General features: G+C 63.5%; 17 protein-coding genes. All 17 read left to right on the top strand.

Going from position 1 to position 17006, the window contains the following annotated elements:
• Window positions 1-19 precede the first annotated feature (19 nt).
• The 17 genes from Q1M07_RS15310 to Q1M07_RS15230 all read left to right on the top strand — a co-directional run bounded on the left by Q1M07_RS15310 (window position 20) and on the right by Q1M07_RS15230 (window position 16970).
• On the top strand, window positions 20-457 hold the full coding sequence (locus tag Q1M07_RS15310) for a MerR family DNA-binding transcriptional regulator (RefSeq protein WP_300454858.1): 438 nt from the start codon (window positions 20-22) through the stop codon (window positions 455-457).
• 23 nt (window positions 458-480) lie between these two features.
• Window positions 481-939 carry a PaaI family thioesterase gene (locus tag Q1M07_RS15305; RefSeq protein ID WP_300454855.1) on the top strand — a complete coding sequence of 153 codons (459 nt, stop codon included), beginning with the start codon at window positions 481-483 and terminating at the stop codon, window positions 937-939.
• A gap of 21 nt (window positions 940-960) precedes the next feature.
• Complete coding sequence (locus Q1M07_RS15300; protein WP_300454852.1) at window positions 961-2124, top strand: isovaleryl-CoA dehydrogenase; 1164 nt, start codon at window positions 961-963, stop codon at window positions 2122-2124.
• Between the two features lie 73 nt (window positions 2125-2197).
• Window positions 2198-3343: a carbonate dehydratase gene (gene can, locus Q1M07_RS15295; RefSeq protein WP_300454849.1), complete on the top strand. Its 1146-nt coding sequence runs from the start codon at window positions 2198-2200 to the stop codon at window positions 3341-3343.
• 100 nt (window positions 3344-3443) lie between these two features.
• A complete protein-coding gene (locus tag Q1M07_RS15290; RefSeq protein ID WP_300454847.1) occupies window positions 3444-4370 on the top strand; it encodes a DMT family transporter in 927 nt (308 codons plus the stop codon).
• On the top strand, window positions 4367-5503 hold the full coding sequence (locus Q1M07_RS15285) for an acyl-CoA dehydrogenase (protein WP_300454844.1): 1137 nt from the start codon (window positions 4367-4369) through the stop codon (window positions 5501-5503). Before Q1M07_RS15290 ends, Q1M07_RS15285 begins: the two co-directional genes overlap by 4 nt.
• A gap of 1 nt (window position 5504) precedes the next feature.
• Window positions 5505-5957 (top strand): PaaI family thioesterase, encoded by a 453-nt coding sequence (locus Q1M07_RS15280; RefSeq protein ID WP_300454841.1) that lies wholly within the window; start codon window positions 5505-5507, stop codon window positions 5955-5957.
• A 143-nt stretch (window positions 5958-6100) separates the two neighbouring features.
• A complete protein-coding gene (locus Q1M07_RS15275) occupies window positions 6101-7252 on the top strand; it encodes a sugar-transfer associated ATP-grasp domain-containing protein (RefSeq protein WP_300454838.1) in 1152 nt (383 codons plus the stop codon).
• An 83-nt stretch (window positions 7253-7335) separates the two neighbouring features.
• A complete protein-coding gene (locus tag Q1M07_RS15270) occupies window positions 7336-7938 on the top strand; it encodes a 2-hydroxychromene-2-carboxylate isomerase (protein WP_300454836.1) in 603 nt (200 codons plus the stop codon).
• Window positions 7938-9557, top strand: a complete 1620-nt coding sequence (locus Q1M07_RS15265; RefSeq protein WP_300454834.1) for a carboxyl transferase domain-containing protein — start codon at window positions 7938-7940, stop codon at window positions 9555-9557. Before Q1M07_RS15270 ends, Q1M07_RS15265 begins: the two co-directional genes overlap by 1 nt.
• Window positions 9558-9566: 9 nt before the next feature.
• Window positions 9567-10361, top strand: coding sequence for an enoyl-CoA hydratase/isomerase family protein (locus tag Q1M07_RS15260; protein ID WP_300454832.1), 795 nt, complete (start codon window positions 9567-9569; stop codon window positions 10359-10361).
• Between the two features lie 39 nt (window positions 10362-10400).
• Window positions 10401-12443 (top strand): acetyl/propionyl/methylcrotonyl-CoA carboxylase subunit alpha, encoded by a 2043-nt coding sequence (locus Q1M07_RS15255; RefSeq protein ID WP_300454830.1) that lies wholly within the window; start codon window positions 10401-10403, stop codon window positions 12441-12443.
• Window positions 12440-13363: a hydroxymethylglutaryl-CoA lyase gene (locus tag Q1M07_RS15250; RefSeq protein WP_300454828.1), complete on the top strand. Its 924-nt coding sequence runs from the start codon at window positions 12440-12442 to the stop codon at window positions 13361-13363. Before Q1M07_RS15255 ends, Q1M07_RS15250 begins: the two co-directional genes overlap by 4 nt.
• A gap of 33 nt (window positions 13364-13396) precedes the next feature.
• The gene (locus tag Q1M07_RS15245; RefSeq protein WP_300454826.1) at window positions 13397-13621 is read left to right on the top strand and encodes a DUF1289 domain-containing protein; all 225 of its coding nucleotides are present in this window, start codon (window positions 13397-13399) and stop codon (window positions 13619-13621) included.
• A gap of 2 nt (window positions 13622-13623) precedes the next feature.
• Window positions 13624-13815: a DUF1289 domain-containing protein gene (locus Q1M07_RS15240; protein WP_300454824.1), complete on the top strand. Its 192-nt coding sequence runs from the start codon at window positions 13624-13626 to the stop codon at window positions 13813-13815.
• Window positions 13815-14729: an MBL fold metallo-hydrolase gene (locus Q1M07_RS15235; protein ID WP_300454822.1), complete on the top strand. Its 915-nt coding sequence runs from the start codon at window positions 13815-13817 to the stop codon at window positions 14727-14729. Before Q1M07_RS15240 ends, Q1M07_RS15235 begins: the two co-directional genes overlap by 1 nt.
• Window positions 14730-16097: 1368 nt before the next feature.
• Complete coding sequence (locus Q1M07_RS15230; RefSeq protein ID WP_300454820.1) at window positions 16098-16970, top strand: diguanylate cyclase; 873 nt, start codon at window positions 16098-16100, stop codon at window positions 16968-16970.
• Window positions 16971-17006: the final 36 nt, after the last annotated feature.

The raw sequence follows: 17006 nt of genomic DNA, 5'->3' as shown, positions 1-17006 counted from the left end.
AACCCGGAACCGTTCTGCGGTGGAACAGCCCAATACGACCTTCAGCATTTCCGATCTGGCGAAAGAGTTCAACATCACGCCGCGCACGATTCGCTTCTACGAGGATCGCGGACTGCTGTCGCCGCGCCGCGAAGGACGGACGCGAGTTTTCACACGTCGCGACCGAACGCGTTTGAAACTCGCCTTGCGCGGCAAGCGGCTGGGCTTCAGTCTGGCCGAAATCGCCTACCTGATCGGCATGTACGATACGGCACACGACAAGAACACGCAGTTGGCCGGTTTTCTCAGCGGCCTGCAGCAGCGCAAGGCGGCACTGCTGCAGCAGCGCGAGGACATCGAGGCCTTGTTGCAAGAAGTCTGTGCGTTCGAGGAGCAATGTCGGCAACTGCTGCTGGCACGCGCGGCAAACGGTGCCGCCGAGGCGGAAAGTGGACTGCGGGCGGGAAAAAACAGTTGACGTTTACGTCAACGTCAATTTAAATGTCGCCCATGCACAAAGCGCAAGACCCTCATTTCGCCGAACGCGTCCGCGCCAGCTTCTCTCGGCAGCAGGCGATGACGCTGATCGGCGCCCGCATGCCGGTGATCGAGGCTGGCTATACCGAAATCCATCTGCCGCACAAGGCCGAGATCACGCAGCAGCATGGTTTCATTCACGGTGGAGTGGTCGGCATGATCGCCGATTCGGCGGCCGGCTACGCCGCCAGTACGCTGACGGGGCACGAAACCGGGGTGCTGACCGTCGAATACAAGCTCAACCTGGTGGCACCCGCCGAAGGCCAGTTGCTGATTGCCGAAGGATCGGTGGTCCGTTACGGGCGAACGCTGATCGTCACGCGGGCCGAAGTGTTCGCCATCAATCATGGCAAGAAGAACCTGTGCGCGCTGATGCAGCAAACGATTATGGCGGTGCACGGCAAGAAGGAAAAAGCCCTGTAACTAGCCCAAGGAGCGACCGAGATGGAGTACCCGAGCCTCAACTTTGCCCATGGCGAGACGATCGACATGCTGCGCGCCAGCGTGCGCGCTTTTGCCGCCGACGAAATCGCGCCGCGCGCCGAAGCCATCGATCGCGACAACCTGTTTCCCGCCGATTTGTGGCGCAAGCTTGGTGCCATGGGCCTGCTCGGCATTACGATCGAGGAGGAGTATGGCGGCAGCGGACTGGGCTATCTGGCACACATTGTCGCCATGGAGGAAATTTCGCGTGCCTCGGCGAGCGTTGCGCTGTCGTATGGTGCCCACTCCAACCTCTGCGTCAATCAGATTCGTCGCAACGGTACGCCGGCGCAGAAGGCGAGATACCTGCCGAAGCTGATTTCCGGCGAGCACGTCGGCGCGCTTGCCATGTCGGAAGCGAATGCCGGTTCCGACGTCGTCGGCATGAAGCTCGCCGCCGAGCGCAAGGGAGATCGCTTCGTCCTCAACGGCGGAAAGATGTGGATCACCAACGGCGGCGACGCCGATACCCTGGTGGTCTATGCGAAGACCAACCTCGACGCCGGTCCCCAGGGAATCACCGCTTTCCTCATCGAAAAGGGAATGACGGGATTTTCCTGTGGTTCCAAGCTCGACAAGCTCGGCATGCGCGGTTCGAACACCTATCCGCTGTTCTTCGACGACTGCGAAGTGCCGGCCGACAACGTCCTCGGCCGGATCGACGGCGGCGTGCGCGTCCTGATGAGCGGCCTCGACTATGAGCGCGCGGTGCTGGCCGGTGGCCCGCTCGGCATCATGGCGGCGGCGATGGATCTGGTGCTGCCCTACGTCCATGACCGCCGGCAATTCGGACAGGCGATCGGCGAGTTCCAGTTGATGCAGGGCAAGCTGGCCGACATGTATACCACTTTCAACGTCTGTCGTGCCTATGTCTACGCCGTCGGCCAGGCGTGCGACCGCGGCGAGACGACGCGCAAGGACGCCGCCGGAGCGATCCTGTACGCGGCCGAGAAGGCGACCTGGATGGCGGGAGAAGCGATTCAGGCGCTTGGTGGCAACGGCTACGTCAACGAATACCCGGCGGGTCGCCTGTGGCGCGACGCCAAACTCTACGAGATCGGTGCCGGAACGTCCGAAATCCGCCGCATGCTGATCGGACGCGAACTGTTTGCCGAAACGCTGTAACCGGCCAGGAAGCGTCTGACCCAGCCATTTTCCGTGCCCTACGATCGTTCTTCCCAAGCTGCGATAGAGAATCATGACCACCATCACGCTACGAACGCTGACCGCCGACGATACTGAGCAGATCGCCAACGTCCGCCAGTTTTTCCGCAACTACGCCGCCTGGCTCGGCGTCGACCTGTGCTTTCAGGGTTTCGACGAAGAAATGGCGACCTTGCCGGGCGCCTATTCGCCACCGGGTGGCCGCCTCTTTTATGCCGAAATCAATGGCCGGCCGGCCGGTTGCGTCGGCATTCGTGCCTTCTCCACCGGCCTTTGCGAAATGAAACGGCTCTACGTCGAACCCGGTCAGCGCGGCTTCGGGATTGGCCGGGATCTCGTGCTGGCGGCGATTCGGGCGGCCAAGGCGATCGGCTACCGCAAGCTGCTGCTCGACACGCTGCCGGTGATGCGCTTTGCGGTGCGCCTGTACCGCGAAATGGGTTTCGTCGAAGCACCGGCCTATTACCAGACGCCACTCGAGGGAACGATGTTCCTCGCTCTCGATCTCGAAAACTGGTCGGAAGAGGAGGTCGCCAAAGAAAACCTCTTCCACCTGTTCGACTTCAACCGTGCCTGGTCGAGCCGCATGCAGGAGATCAATCCGGACTACTTTCTCAAGCTGTCGCGCCTGCAGGCACCACAGTACCTGTGGATTGGCTGCTCGGACTCGCGGGTGCCGGCCAACGAGATCGTCGGCCTGCTGCCGGGAGAGCTTTTCGTGCATCGCAATGTCGCCAACGTCGTGGTACACACCGACCTCAACTGCCTGTCGGTCATCCAGTTCGCGATCGACGCCCTCAAGGTCAGGCATGTCATGGTGGTCGGTCACTATGGCTGCGGAGGCGTCAAGGCGGCGCTCGATCGCGACCGCATCGGCCTGGTCGACATCTGGCTGCGCCACGTGCGCGACGTGCACGACAAGCACGTGGCACTGGTCGGCGCCTTGCCGCCGGAGAAGCGGCACGATCGTCTGTGCGAACTCAATGTCCTCGAACAGGTGGCCAATGTCTGCCAGACCTTCGTCGTTCAGGACGCCTGGGAGCGTGGCCAGGAAGTCACGGTGCATGGCTGGATCTACGGCCTGAAGGATGGCCTGATGCGCGACCTCGGGTTCACCGTGCATCGCCGGGAAGATCTGCTGCCACGCTATGTCGCGGCGCTCGAGGCGTTGCAGGGTTGAGCGCGCCCTATCCGCCAGGATCCGGACTGCCGGTGCTGCCGAAAGCCATGACCCATTCCGGCGGCATCAACGCGGCCGTTTTCCTATGAACGAAGGACCGGTGGCAGCCGCCTCTCCGGCAACCTACGGCAGGCTGTTGGCCACCGCGCTGGTCTGGGGCGCGACGTGGATCGCCGGCCGCGTCGCGGTCAGCCAGGCGTCGCCTCTGGCGGTCGCCAGTTGGCGCTTCCTGTTGGCGGCGCTGGTGCTCGGCGCGCTCGTCGTCATCCGTGAGGGCTGGCCGCGCTGGTCGCTCGACGAGTGGCTGACACTCGCCGCGATGGGGGCGAGCGGGATCTTTCTTTACAACCTGTGTTTCCTGTATGGCTTGACGATGATCGAAGCCGGGCGCGGCGCGCTGGTCGTCGCGCTGACGCCGGCCATCATCGCGGCCGGCGACTGGCTGTTCTTTGGCGCCCCGATGTCGTCGGCCAAAGCGACCGGTATCGGGCTGGCGATGGTCGGCTGCCTGCTGGTGGTGACCAACGGCGATCCACGTCAGTTGCTCGGTGGCCAGATCGGTCTCGGCGAATGGCTGGTCATCGGCTGCAGCCTGTTGTGGGCGGTCTACACCTTCGTCGGACGGCGCGGAACCCGCTCGCTGTCGCCGCTGGCAATGACTTTCGGCGCCAGTTTCACCGGCTGCTTGATGCTGACGCTGGCCGCCTGGCTGCAGGGATCGCTGTTCTCGATGGCGGAAACGACCTGGTACGGCTGGAGTGCGATCGTCTTCCTCGGGCTCTTCGGCACGGCGCTCGCGTTTACCTGGTACGCTGAAGCCGTGCAGCGAATCGGCGCCACACGTTCGGCGGCGTTCATCAACCTCGTTCCGCTGAGTGCCGTCGGACTCGGTGCGCTGCTGCTCGGCGAGCGCCTCGGCGCGGTGGTGCTCGCCGGCGGGGCACTGGTCATCGTCGGTGTCGTCATCACCAATCAAGCCGGTGCGCGACTTGTGGCCGGCCGGGAAAACAAGGAGAAAACCGCATGATTCTGACACAGGAACAGGAAATGATCCGCGACTCGCTGCGTGTTTTTGCGCAGGAACGCCTGGCACCTTTTGCGGCGGAATGGGATCGTCATCATACTTTTCCAGCCGAAGCGCTGCGCGAACTCGGCGAACTCGGTGCGCTCGGCATGGTCGTCCCCGAGCAGTGGGGCGGCGCCGGCATGGACTACCTGTCGCTCGTCCTGGTAATCGAAGAAATCGCGGCTGGCGACGGTGCGACGTCGACCATCGTCAGCGTACAGAATTCGCTCGCTTGCGGCATCACGATGAAGTACGGCAGCGACGAGCAGAAGGAAAAGTGGCTCAAGCCTCTGGCGCGCGGCGAAATGCTCGGCTGCTTCTGCCTGACCGAGCCGCATACCGGCTCCGATGCGGCGGCCATCAGCACGCGCGCCGAGCGCGACGGCGACGACTTCGTCCTCAATGGCGTCAAGCAGTTCATCACTACCGGCAAGTACGCGCAGGTGGCGATCGTCTTCGCCGTGACCGACAAGGCGGCGGGCAAGAAAGGCATTTCCTGTTTCCTGGTGCCAACCGATACTCCCGGCTACGTCGTCGCCCGCATCGAGGAGAAGATGGGCCAGCGCGCTTCGGATACCGCACAGATCCTGTTCGAGAACTGCCGTATTCCGGCTTCCTGCCTGCTCGGCCGCGAAGGCGACGGCTACCGCATCGCACTCTCGAACCTCGAAGCGGGCCGCATCGGTATCGCGGCCCAGTCGGTCGGCATGGCGCGCGCCGCTTTCGATGCGGCAGTGCAGTACGCCAAAGAGCGCGTTACTTTCGGCAAGCCGATCATCGAACATCAGGCGGTGAGCTTCCGCCTGGCCGATATGGCGACGCAGATCGACGCCGCTCGTCTCCTGGTCTGGCGCGCGGCGACCTTCAAGGATGCCGGCAAACCCTGCCTGAAGGAAGCGTCAATGGCCAAGATGTTCGCTTCGGAAATGGCGGAGAAGGTCTGTTCGGACGCGATTCAGATTCTCGGTGGCTATGGCTACGTGAGCGACTTTCCGGTCGAGCGGATTTATCGCGATGTGCGCGTCTGCCAGATCTACGAGGGAGCCAACGATATCCAGCGGCTGGTGATCGGCCGTGCTGTGGCCGGCGACTAGCATGAGTCGCCACCGTCTGCGTCCCGAAGTCAGCGTCGCCTCGCTGAACTCCCGAGCCCCCGGTTTCCTGCCCGGCTGGTTCGGGATAGAAATCACCGGCATGGCGCCCGGCCGGCTGTCGGCGCGCCTGCCGATCCGGCCCGAGATGCTGGCCCCGAACGGCTTCCTGCATGCGGCGTCGATCGTCGCCCTGGCCGACACGTCTGCCGGCTATGCGACGATCGCCCACTTGCCGGACGGTGCGGATAGCTTTACGACCATCGAGTTGAAAAGCAATTTCCTCGGTACCGTGACCGAAGGGCTGCTGCTGTGCACCGCGAGTGCGGTGCACAGCGGGCGGACGACGCAGGTTTGGGATGCCGAAGTCAGCAGCGAGGATGGCCGGCGACTGGCGCTCTTCCGGTGTACGCAGATGGTGCTGTGGCGCCAGGCGCCAGCCGCCTCCGAGGTCTGATCCAGCCTTGTTGCCGCCCGACAGACCAACGGCTACGGCGGACGCTTCGTCGCCCGCCGTGGCCGTAAGGAAACTCCGATGAAACCGGGACATCCATCGGCCTGGCGATTCGTCCCCCAACCCTCGATTGGAACTCCGCGACCATGCGTCTTCTAAATGACTTCACTCAGGCAGCTGCGGCGTCCGGCCGGTCGCTGGCCAGTCTCCTGCGCGAGGCGCTGACGCTTCGCCTGTCGCCGACGCGCCTCGGCCTTTCGGAGTACCTCGACTTCCAGCTGTATCGCGACGATCTCGACGCCGCCGCCAAGGCGCGCTTCGGCGGGCAACGGACGCAAGGCGTTCTCGAAGAGATTCTGATCGACGACTATTCGAAGTTCCTGAGTCTCGACAAGATCACGATGTATGCGGTGCTCAAGGGTCACGGCATCCCGATCCCCGAAGTGCGCGCGACCTATCGTGCGGCGCGACCGGATTCCGCGCCGTCGATCGCCAACGCCGACGAACTGGAAGCCTATCTGCGGCGCCCCGAGGCACTGCCGGTTTATATCAAGCGTGCGTTTGGCGCCTACGGGCGGGGCAACATGCTCGTTCAGCGATGCGACGGCAGCCATGTCGTCCTGGGCAATGCTTCGTCGGAACCGATCGCCGACTTCTGCCGGACGCTCGATGACGGACGGACGCTGGGCTGGATTCTGCAGCAGCCGCTCGTCCCGCACCCGGCGATTCGCACGCTGACGCAGTCGGAGAAAGTCTCGGGCCTGCGCATTCACTCCTTTCTGTCAGACCGCGACACCCGGGTCATCAAGGCCATTTTCAAGATCAACGTCGGCGTCAAGGATTCGGACAACTTCGAGCACGGAGCGAGTGGCAACATGCTCGCCGCGGTCGACATCGCGACGGGCCAAGTGGTGCGTGCCATTGCCGGCACCGGGCTCCGTCAGGTGGAGAATCCGCGACACCCGCGGACGGGCAGCGAGATCGTCGGCTTCCAGCTCCCGTACTGGGACGAAGTGCTGAAGCTCGTCCAGAATGCGCACAAGGCGTTTCCCGGATTCATCTGCCCAGGATGGGATATCGCACTCTGCGAGGATGGTCCGAAGATACTCGAGGTCAACGCTTTCGGCGATATCGACCTCTCGCAGCACGCCTATCGCGTCGGTTTTCTCGATGAGGAGTTCCTGTCCCTGATGCGACGGCGTCAACTGGACCACCTGCTCCGCGCCGCGCCTCGGCCGTCAGACAGATCGCCGATCAATCATCGCCTCGGCGTCAGGAAGCATCATTGGTCGTGGTAGTGCGCACAAAGACGGGACGCGATTGACGAGTGCGGACGATCCCTGGCCGGGAGGCGCCGAAGAAACATCGGGAGAATGACAGCATGTCACAGCCAATCGACTTCTATTTCGACTTCTCGTCGCCTTACGGCTATCTGGCCTCCGAGACGATAGACGACCTCGCGGCGCGCCATGGACGTCAGGTCAGCTGGCGACCGATCCTGCTCGGCGCCGTTTTTCGGCAGACCGGCGGTGTGCCATTGACCATGGTGCCGCTCAAGGGCGAGTATTCGCTGCGGGATTTCTCGCGTTCGGCGCGCTTCCTGAACCTCCCCTATATCCATCCGCCGACTTTCCCGCTCAACACCATCCAGGCGGCACGCAGCTTCTACTGCTTGCACGACCAGAGTGACGAAATGGCAAGAGCCTTCGCCCACAGCATCTACCGCGCCTTCTTCCGCGACGGGCGCGACGTTTCCGACATCGATATCGTGCTCGAACTCGCCGTCCGCCACGGTGCCGACCGCGCCGCGCTTGCCGCAGCGCTCGACGGGCCGGCGCTCAAGGAACGACTGAAGGCGGAGTGTGACGAGGCGATCGGCAAGGGCGTCTTCGGCTCACCTTACGTCATCGTCGACGGCGAGCCTTTCTTCGGTGTCGATCGCCTGCCACAGATCGAGCGTTGGCTGGCTTCCGGAGGTTTCTGATGCCCATCCTGCAGACCCAGCTCAACGCGCGCAGCGCCGAATTCCAGGCCAACGCCGCGGCCATGGCGAAGGTCGTCGCCGACTTGCGCGCGACGGTGGCGACGATCGCTCTCGGCGGTCCCGAGGGAGCACGGCAAAAACACCTCGCGCGCGGCAAGCTTCTGCCCCGCGAGCGAGTCGATGCGCTGATCGATCCGGGTTCGTCCTTCCTCGAGCTGTCGCAGCTTGCTGCCTACGGGATGTACGGTGAGGCGACGCCGTTCGAGGTGCCCGCCGCTTCGCTGATCACCGGCATCGGCCGCGGCGGTGGCGTCGAGTGCATGATCGTCGCCAACGACGCGACGGTGAAAGGCGGCACCTATTACCCGCTGACGGTCAAGAAACACTTGCGGGCACAGGAGATCGCCGGCGAAAACCGCTTGCCGTGCCTCTACCTGGTCGACTCGGGCGGTGCTTTTCTGCCGATGCAGGACGAGGTGTTTCCCGACAAGGAGCATTTCGGCCGCATTTTCTACAACCAGGCCAACCTTTCGGCCGCCGGCATCCCGCAGATCGCCGCCGTGATGGGCTCCTGCACCGCCGGCGGCGCCTACGTGCCGGCCATGTCCGACGAATCGATCATCGTCAAGGAGCAGGGGACGATCTTTCTCGGTGGGCCGCCGCTGGTCAAAGCGGCAACCGGCGAGGTGGTGAGCGCGGAAGACCTCGGCGGCGCCGACGTCCATACACGCATTTCGGGAGTCGCCGATCACTACGCCGAAAACGATGCGCATGCCCTGGCGATCGCGCGGCGCATCGTCGCCAACCTCAACTGGCGCAAGCGGCCACCGTTGAGCCTCGGCGAACCGCAGCCGCCGCTCTATCCGGCCGACGAGCTGTATGGCGTGATTCCGACCGATACGAAAAAACCTTTCGACGTACGCGAGATCATCGCACGCCTGGTCGACGGTTCTGAATTCGACGAGTTCAAGGCGCGCTACGGGACGACTATCGTCTGCGGCTTCGCCCGCCTCTGGGGTTATCCGCTCGGCATCGTCGCCAACAATGGCATACTCTTCTCGGAATCGTCGCTCAAGGCGGCGCATTTCGTCGAGCTGTGCGCACAACGCGGCATACCGCTGCTCTTTCTGCAGAACATCACCGGTTTCATGGTCGGCCGCAAATACGAGAACGGCGGCATCGCCCGCGACGGTGCGAAAATGGTCACCGCCGTCGCCTGCGCCAGGGTGCCCAAGTTCACAGTCGTCATCGGAGGCTCCTTCGGGGCTGGCAACTACGGCATGTGCGGCCGCGCCTATGCGCCGCGCTTCCTGTGGATGTGGCCGAACGCGCGAATCTCGGTGATGGGTGGCGAACAGGCCGCGAACGTGCTGGCGACGGTACGCCGCGACGGACTCGAAGCGGCCGGTAGGACGTGGAGCAGCGACGACGAAGAGGCGTTCAAGGCGCCGATACGCGAGCAGTACGAGAGGCAGGGCCACCCCTACTACGCCAGCGCCCGTCTCTGGGACGACGGGGTGATCGACCCCGCCGATACGCGCCGGGTGGTTGGCCTCGGCCTGTCAGCGGCGTTCAATGCCGATGCCGAGCCGACGAAGTTCGGCATCTTCCGGATGTAAGGGACAACGATGCGCGAATATCAATCGATCGTCACCGAAATCGACGGCAACGTCGGCATACTGACGCTCAACAAGGCCAAGCGCCACAACGCCTTCGACGAGCAGCTGATCGCCGAGATCACCGCCGGCCTGCGCGAGTTCGAAGCGGACCCGCGTGTCCGCGCGGTCGTTCTCTCGTCGACCGGTAAGAGCTTCTGCGCCGGTGCCGATGTCCACTGGATGCAACGTGCCGCCGACTACGGCGCGGAAGAGAACCTGCGTGACGCCCACCGCCTGGCGACGCTGCTGTCGACGCTCAACGACCTCGCCAAGCCGACGATTGCCCGCGTCCAGGGTGCCGCCTACGGCGGTGGCGTCGGGCTGGTCGCCGCCTGCGACATTGCGGTCGGAACCTACGACGCCGTGTTCACGCTCAGCGAAGTCAAACTCGGTATCGTGCCGGCGGTGATCAGCCCTTACGTGCTGGCCGCCATCGGCGAGCGCTACTGCCGGCGCTACATGCTCACCGCCGAGCGCTTCTCGGCAGCCGAGGCGTACCGGATCGGGCTGCTGCACGAACTCGTTCCCGGCGAGGAGCAACTCGACGAAGCCATCGCCGAAATTCTCGAGAGTCTGCTGGCCAACGGCCCGCAGGCACAAGCGGAGTGCAAGGAGCTGATTCGCGTCGTCACCGGTCAGCCGATCGACGCGCAGACGATCGAAGAAACGGTGCAACGCATCACTCGCGTCCGGGCCAGCCCCGAGGGCCGAGAAGGGCTGGCCGCTTTTCTCGAAAAGCGGTCGCCGAACTGGCTTCGCGAATGAGGGAAGATTTCGGCGCTTGGCCGATTGAAAGGTGGCGGAATGTTTAGCAAGATTCTGATTGCCAACCGCGGCGAGATCGCTTGCCGGGTCATTCGCACGGCGCGCCGCCTGGGGGTGCGCACCGTCGCCGTCTATTCGGAAGCCGACGACAATGCCCGCCACGTCCGATTGGCCGACGAAGCCGTGTGCATCGGCCCGGCCGCGGCCCGCGAATCCTATCTGCTTGGTGAGCGGATTCTCGATGCCGCGCGGCGGACCGGAGCGCAGGCCATCCATCCGGGCTATGGCTTTCTTTCCGAGAACGACCAGTTCGCCGACGCCTGCGCCATCTCTGGAATCGTCTTCATCGGTCCGCCGGCGGCGGCGATCCGTGCCATGGGTTCGAAGTCGGCGGCGAAAAGGCTGATGGCCGCGGCCGGCGTTCCCCTGACGCCGGGTTACCACGGCGACGACCAGGAGCCCGGCTTTCTGCACCGCCAGGCCGACGCGATCGGCTATCCCGTACTGATCAAGGCGGCCGCCGGCGGCGGCGGCAAAGGAATGCGCCTGGTCGAGCGGAGCGACGATTTCGCTGCCGCGCTCGCCTCGTGCCAGCGTGAAGCGGCGGCGTCCTTCGCTTCCGAGCAGGTACTGATCGAGAAGTATCTGCGCCGCTCGCGGCATATCGAGATACAGGTTTTTGCCGACACACTGGGCCATTGTGTCTACCTCTTCGAACGCGATTGCTCGGTACAGCGCCGGCACCAGAAAGTGCTCGAAGAGGCGCCGGCTCCCGGCATGACGCCGGCCCGGCGCGCGGCGATGGGTCAGGCGGCGGTCGATGCGGCGAGAGCGGTCGGTTACGTCGGCGCCGGCACGGTCGAATTTATTGCCGGCGACAGTTTTGCCGAGGACGGCAGCTTCTACTTCATGGAGATGAACACCCGTCTGCAGGTCGAGCATCCGGTGACCGAAATGATCACCGGCCAGGATCTCGTCGAATGGCAGTTGCGCGTCGCCGGTGGGGAGCCGCTGCCCTTGCGCCAGGAGCAACTCGACATTCGCGGCCATGCGCTCGAGGCGCGCATCTACGCCGAGAATCCCGACCAGGATTTCCTGCCGTCCACCGGCCGCCTGCTGCATCTCGCGCGACCGGCCGAAAGCCTCAACGTCCGGGTCGACACGGGGATCGAGCAGGGCGATGAGATCACTCCTTACTACGACCCGATGATCGCCAAGCTGATCGTCTGGGACGTGGACCGTAACGCGGCGCTGGCGCGCATGCGGCAGGCGCTGGCCGACTATCGAATCGTCGGTGTGACGACCAACATCGAATTTCTGTCGCGTCTCGTCGCCTGCCCGGCGTTCGTCAATGCCGAGCTCGACACCGGCCTGATCGAGCGCAGCCGCGGCTTCCTGTTTCCGGCGCGCAGCGCACCGCCAAACAGTGTCTTCTTCGTCGCGGCCGTTGCCGGCCTGCTGCGCGAGCAGGCCGCCGCCGTCGCGCGGGCCGGCCGTTCGGGCGACCCGTGGTCGCCTTGGAGCCTGCACGACGGCTGGCGCCTGAACATCCAGCCGCGGCGCACGCTCACTTATTGCAGCGGCGAAACGCGACACGAGGTCACCGTGGCCTACGAAGCCGACGGTTGGCGGCTGACGCTGGGCGGCGAATCGGTGCTGGCGCGTGGCCGGATTCTCGACAGTGGCCCGTTTTCCGGGCAGGTCGCGGTCGAGCTCGACGATCGCCGCCTGGTTGCCAGCGTCGTCGCGGTAACCGAAAAGCAGGAGCAGAAGCGGCACGTCTTCCTCAACGGCACCAACTACGTCATCCTGCGCGACGATCCGCTGCATCTGGTCGAAGCCGGTGGAGCGCAGGGCGGCGGTTTGACGGCGCCGATGCCGGGCAAGGTGGTCGCCTTGCTGGCGGCCGTCGGCCAGCAGGTCGACAAGGGGGCCCCACTCCTGATTCTCGAAGCGATGAAGATGGAACATACGATCACCGCGCCGAAGAACGGGCGCGTCAGAGCCTTTTGCTATGCGGCCGGCGATCAGGTCGCCGACGGAGCGCAACTCGTCGACTTCGAGATCGAGGGCGGGCGATGAGGCTGCCGAAACGGGTGAAGCTGGTCGAAGTCGGTCCGCGCGACGGCTTGCAGAACGAAAAGCAGATCGTGCCGGCAGCCGTCAAGATCGAACTCGTCGAGCGTCTGAGCGAAACCGGCCTGTCAGCCATCGAGACGACGTCCTTCGTCTCGCCGCACTGGGTACCGCAGATGAGCGACCACAGCGAAGTGCTGCGCGCCGTCCTGGCCAGCCCGAGACGGCGGCCGGGAGTTTCCTACCCGGTGTTGACGCCCAACCTCAAGGGTTTCGACGCGGCCGTCGAGGCCGGCGCGCAGGAGGTGGCGATTTTCGCCGCCGCTTCGGAGACGTTTTCGCAAAAAAACATCAACTGCCGTATCGACGAGAGCTTGAAGCGCTTCGCCGCCGTGCTCGATGCCGCCAGCGCGCTCGATCTGAAAGTGCGTGCTTATGTCTCCTGCGTCGTTGCCTGCCCGTACGAAGGTGCTGTCGACCCGGCGGCGGTCGCCCGGGTAGCGCGGCAACTGCACGACATGGGGTGCTACGAAGTCTCGCTCGGCGACACCATCGGCGCCGGCACGCCAGCCTCGGTGCAGAGGATGATCGAGGCTTGTGCCGCGGTGGTGCCGATCGAACGGCTGGCCGGTCACTACCATGACACCTATGGCATGGCGATTGCCAACATCTACGCCTCGCTCGAACTGGGCATGACGGTCTTCGACAGCTCGATCGCCGGGCTCGGCGGCTGTCCCTATGCGATTGGCGCCACCGGGAACGTGGCGAGCGAAGACGTTGTCTTTCTGCTGCAGGGCCTCGGCATCGAAACCGGCGTCGAGATGGACAAGCTGCTCGCCGCCGGAGAGTTCATCTCGCGCCACCTGGCCCGCGAACCGGCTTCGAAAGCGGCACGCGCGCTGCTCGCCGCGAAAATGATCCGTTAGGAAAACGATGACCGCCAGTGCAGGGAGTTCCTCATGATGCCAGCCGTCGCCTCACCGTGCATCAACATCTGCCGGATGGACGACGACACGGGTTTCTGCCGCGGCTGCTTTCGCACGATCGAAGAAATTGCCGCCTGGAGCGGCTCGTCGAACGATCGCCGGTGGCAGATCCTGCTTGCCGTCGAGCGCCGTCGCCGCGACCACGACCCGCTCGGCTGCGCCTCGGGCGGAGAGTTCCGGGGACAGTGCGGGCGTTGAACATGGCGACCAGCGACGACGACTATCTTTGCGTTGGCATCTGCATGGCCGACCCCGATTCCGGCTACTGCCTCGGCTGTGGCCGGCCGCCGCCGCCGGTAGCCGCGACGACGCCGGAGATGGTCGCCGAGAACGTCCGCCCGCGGCGCCTGCCCGACGCGGAAGACAACGACAATGCGCCGGGCCCGGGCTGATGCTGCCCGCCAATCTGCTGGTTCTAGAACGCGGCTGGCTGTCGTCCAACAACATCGTTTTCTTCGAAGCAGATCAAGCCGCGCTGATCGATAGTGGTTACGTGACGCACGCCGGCCAGACGGTCGCCCTGCTCGAACACGCGCTCGACGGCCGCCGGCTGACGAGACTCCTCAACACGCATTCGCATTCCGACCACATCGGCGGCAACGCCGCCGTGGCGGCGGCTTTCGGCTGCCGGGTGATCGTTCCCGTGGGTATCGACGCGACGATCGCCGAGTGGAACGAAGAAGCCCTCCTCCTCTCGCCGCTCGGTCAGTCGGCAACGCGCTTCCGGCATGATGCGACGATCGCCGCCGGCGACGAAATCGAGCTCGGCGGACTCCACTGGCGGACCATCGCCGTGCCGGGTCACGACATGGACGCGCTGGCCTTCTACAACTCCGAACGACGCCTGCTGATCTCGGGCGACGCGCTTTGGCGCAACGGTTTCGGTGTCATTTTCTCGGAACTGCTGGGCCATCCCGAGGATGCCGGCGGCCTGAAAGCGGCGCACGAAACGCTCGACCAGCTGGCCCGTCTGCCGGTCGACCTGGTGATCCCCGGCCACGGTGCGCCCTTCGTCGAGGTCGACGACGCCTTCGAACGCGCCTATCGGAAGCTTGCCGCTTTCGAGCAGGACGTCGAACTGCTCGCCCGCCACGCGCTGAAGGTCATCCTGGTCTTTGCCCTGCTGGAAAGGCGCCAGCTAGCGCGCGCCGAGCTGCCGGAATTCCTCGCCGGCCTCAGCTTCTGCCAGAGTGTCAACGCGCGCTACCTCCAGCACAGCAACGACTTCCTCGCCCACTGGCTGGTCAGAGACCTGATCCGCGGCGGTGCGCTCAAGGACCAGGGCGGCGTGTTGATTCCGGTATGAGGGAAAAGCTCTAATCCGGTTTGGTTTGGCAACTGAGACTCCCCGAATGCCGTCCGCCAGCGGCGGTTGAGCACCCCTCGGAAAATCGCGTTCCGTGCACCGTCAACTCCTCCTTAGAGACGGGTTGCGAGGCGCTCGGGCGGCGCGAGTGTGTAAACCGACGCGCCGGTTTCCGAAACCGGAGGCGGGGTGAAAACAAAGGTGGCGAAGGTGAGGAAGGGGAGGTCGGGCGGCCAGTTCGTTGGCAATGGCATTGGAAAGAGCGTTGTTTTCGGTTCCTGGCCGCAGGCAAGAGCCCGCACCTGACGCCGACGTTGCCCAAAACCAATTCGACCTGAAAATCCTCTGGCCGGCACCCCGCTACCGAGGAGGTGGTGGGGCTAAAATAAGGTTTGCAAACTTGCTTAAACCACCAGAGACCGGACAGGGAATACAGAGGAATTGACCGGCATTCAAGCGACAGCGTCGTGACGGTGACGGACGAAAGAGAGCGGGTGGTGACGGAGAAACGGTTGCCGAATGACCTATCGAAGACTGTCGCGTCCTTGCTGCCCTGGCGAGCGTGGTGGTGGAATTCACCTAAGATTGGTACTGGCTGGTCGATAGCTTGCAGGAAGCGCGCGCAAATCGAACGGCTGGAAAAGCGTCTGCAGGAAAAGTTCGGAGAACGATCCGACTGCGCTTGCTGGCCAGCGTTCCCGGCATCGGCCGCATTCTGGCCGCGATGCTGGAAACCGGACGATAGGACGCTTCAATGCCGAAGCCAAACGCTTTCACGAACGCAAGAAGGCCAGAACCAGCAACGTGGTGGCGACCAAGGCGCTGGCACACAAATTGGCACGAGCCCGCTTCCACATCGTGCAGGAAGGCGCATCCACCTCATCTTGCTCCTCCTTTGGAGCATCATAAGCCGGACAGATCTTTTGCTACAAAATCGGGCAGATGACTTGTTCCCTACAGGGGCACCCCCTCCTTGACACAGCCGACAAGACCGACTATAGCTTGTGTATGAAGCGCAAACGCGCCGCTTGGCGTGAAAACCTCCGGGCAAATGTCCTGGGGCCCACGCTGCGATCACCTCCGAGTAACGAGGCCCGGCAAGGGCATTCCCATACGCAACTCGGCACACCCAAGAAAGTCAATGGCTTACACGAAGACGCTTCAGCAGGCATGCGTGAATGCTCCCATGGAAAAAAGAAGCTTTGAGGGTGCCTGATACCTGGGAAGTGGTAAGGCTTGGACTTGTGTATCGGGGTATGCTGTATGGGCGGTTCACCCCCATCGTTGTGACGGGCCAATTTGGTTGCGTCGCGGCGACGCTCGGATTCGGATGCGTTCGTTTGCTGATATTGTTCAAAGGGACAGAACATGATCGAGGAAGGCGATGCCTATACCATTCTGAAACGCTTGGTGGAAATCACCGCGCCTTACCTGGGCGATGATTTTTTTACAAGAATGGTCGAGGCAGTGGGAAAACTATTTGATGCGGATATGGTTTTCGTGACTCGGGCACTCGACAATCCGCCCACCCGCGTGCGGGTGCTCGCCGCGTGGCAGGAAGGTCGTCATCTTGACAGCTTTGATTTCGATCTGGTCGGAACGCCGTGCGAAATGGTGTTCGCAGGGGCCCCCGTGGTGGTCGCGGGCGATGTCTGCTGTACCTTTCCGGCCGAGAAGGGAACAACGTTTGAAAGCTACATAGGTATTCCTCTGTGGAGCCGTTGCGGTGAGATGATCGGGCACTACGCGATCATTTCCTCGCGGCCGATTTCAACGCCGGCACAAGCGAAAGTGTTACAGGAAATCGCGCAAATCTGCGCTCACCGTTTCGAAGCGGAAACATGGCGGCTTTTGATCGAAGGGGAAAAGGAAGCGGCTTATCGGCAGTTGCAGGAGCTCAACGCAAGGCTCGAGCAGGAAGCGATCACCGATTTTCTGACCAAACTGTACAATCGCCGCCATTTCAGCCGTCGCTGTGACGAAGCTTTTGGACGAATGCAGCGCGGCGGGGCGCGTTTTGCTCTGATTCTATTCGACGTTGACCGTTTCAAAGCGGTCAACGATACGCATGGCCACGATGCGGGCGATGAGGTGCTTGTCGGTGTCGCCGAAACCTTCCGCCACAATACACGTGAAAACCTGGAAATCATCGTGAGGTTCCCTCGGTATTTCGTCTTCCAAAGGGTGGGGTTCATGCTACCTGTTTTTCCTGATCCTGGCTGCCGAGCCACTTCTCCATGAACTGAACAGGCGACAGGTAGCCCAGGCTCGAATGCT

The organism is Accumulibacter sp. (genome assembly GCF_029255285.1).
Lineage (GTDB): Bacteria > Pseudomonadota > Gammaproteobacteria > Burkholderiales > Rhodocyclaceae > Accumulibacter.
Note: the sequence above shows the minus strand (reverse complement) of the source record. Positions and strands in the feature narration are given on the sequence as shown.

Excerpts from the sequence above, each read along its gene's own strand:
- Q1M07_RS15280 (WP_300454841.1), top strand. The coding sequence starts at position 5,505 with ATGAGTCGCCACCGTCTGCGTCCCGAAGTCAGCGTCGCCTCGCTGAAC.
- Q1M07_RS15255 (WP_300454830.1), top strand. The coding sequence starts at position 10,401 with ATGTTTAGCAAGATTCTGATTGCCAACCGCGGCGAGATCGCTTGCCGG.
- Q1M07_RS15240 (WP_300454824.1), top strand. The coding sequence starts at position 13,624 with ATGGCGACCAGCGACGACGACTATCTTTGCGTTGGCATCTGCATGGCC.
- Q1M07_RS15235 (WP_300454822.1), top strand. The coding sequence starts at position 13,815 with ATGCTGCCCGCCAATCTGCTGGTTCTAGAACGCGGCTGGCTGTCGTCC.
- Q1M07_RS15285 (WP_300454844.1), top strand. The coding sequence starts at position 4,367 with ATGATTCTGACACAGGAACAGGAAATGATCCGCGACTCGCTGCGTGTT.
- can (WP_300454849.1), top strand. The coding sequence starts at position 2,198 with ATGACCACCATCACGCTACGAACGCTGACCGCCGACGATACTGAGCAG.
- Q1M07_RS15265 (WP_300454834.1), top strand. The coding sequence starts at position 7,938 with ATGCCCATCCTGCAGACCCAGCTCAACGCGCGCAGCGCCGAATTCCAG.
- Q1M07_RS15275 (WP_300454838.1), top strand. The coding sequence starts at position 6,101 with ATGCGTCTTCTAAATGACTTCACTCAGGCAGCTGCGGCGTCCGGCCGG.
- Q1M07_RS15245 (WP_300454826.1), top strand. The coding sequence starts at position 13,397 with ATGATGCCAGCCGTCGCCTCACCGTGCATCAACATCTGCCGGATGGAC.
- Q1M07_RS15305 (WP_300454855.1), top strand. The coding sequence starts at position 481 with ATGTCGCCCATGCACAAAGCGCAAGACCCTCATTTCGCCGAACGCGTC.
- Q1M07_RS15270 (WP_300454836.1), top strand. The coding sequence starts at position 7,336 with ATGTCACAGCCAATCGACTTCTATTTCGACTTCTCGTCGCCTTACGGC.
- Q1M07_RS15230 (WP_300454820.1), top strand. The coding sequence starts at position 16,098 with ATGATCGAGGAAGGCGATGCCTATACCATTCTGAAACGCTTGGTGGAA.
- Q1M07_RS15250 (WP_300454828.1), top strand. The coding sequence starts at position 12,440 with ATGAGGCTGCCGAAACGGGTGAAGCTGGTCGAAGTCGGTCCGCGCGAC.
- Q1M07_RS15260 (WP_300454832.1), top strand. The coding sequence starts at position 9,567 with ATGCGCGAATATCAATCGATCGTCACCGAAATCGACGGCAACGTCGGC.
- Q1M07_RS15300 (WP_300454852.1), top strand. The coding sequence starts at position 961 with ATGGAGTACCCGAGCCTCAACTTTGCCCATGGCGAGACGATCGACATG.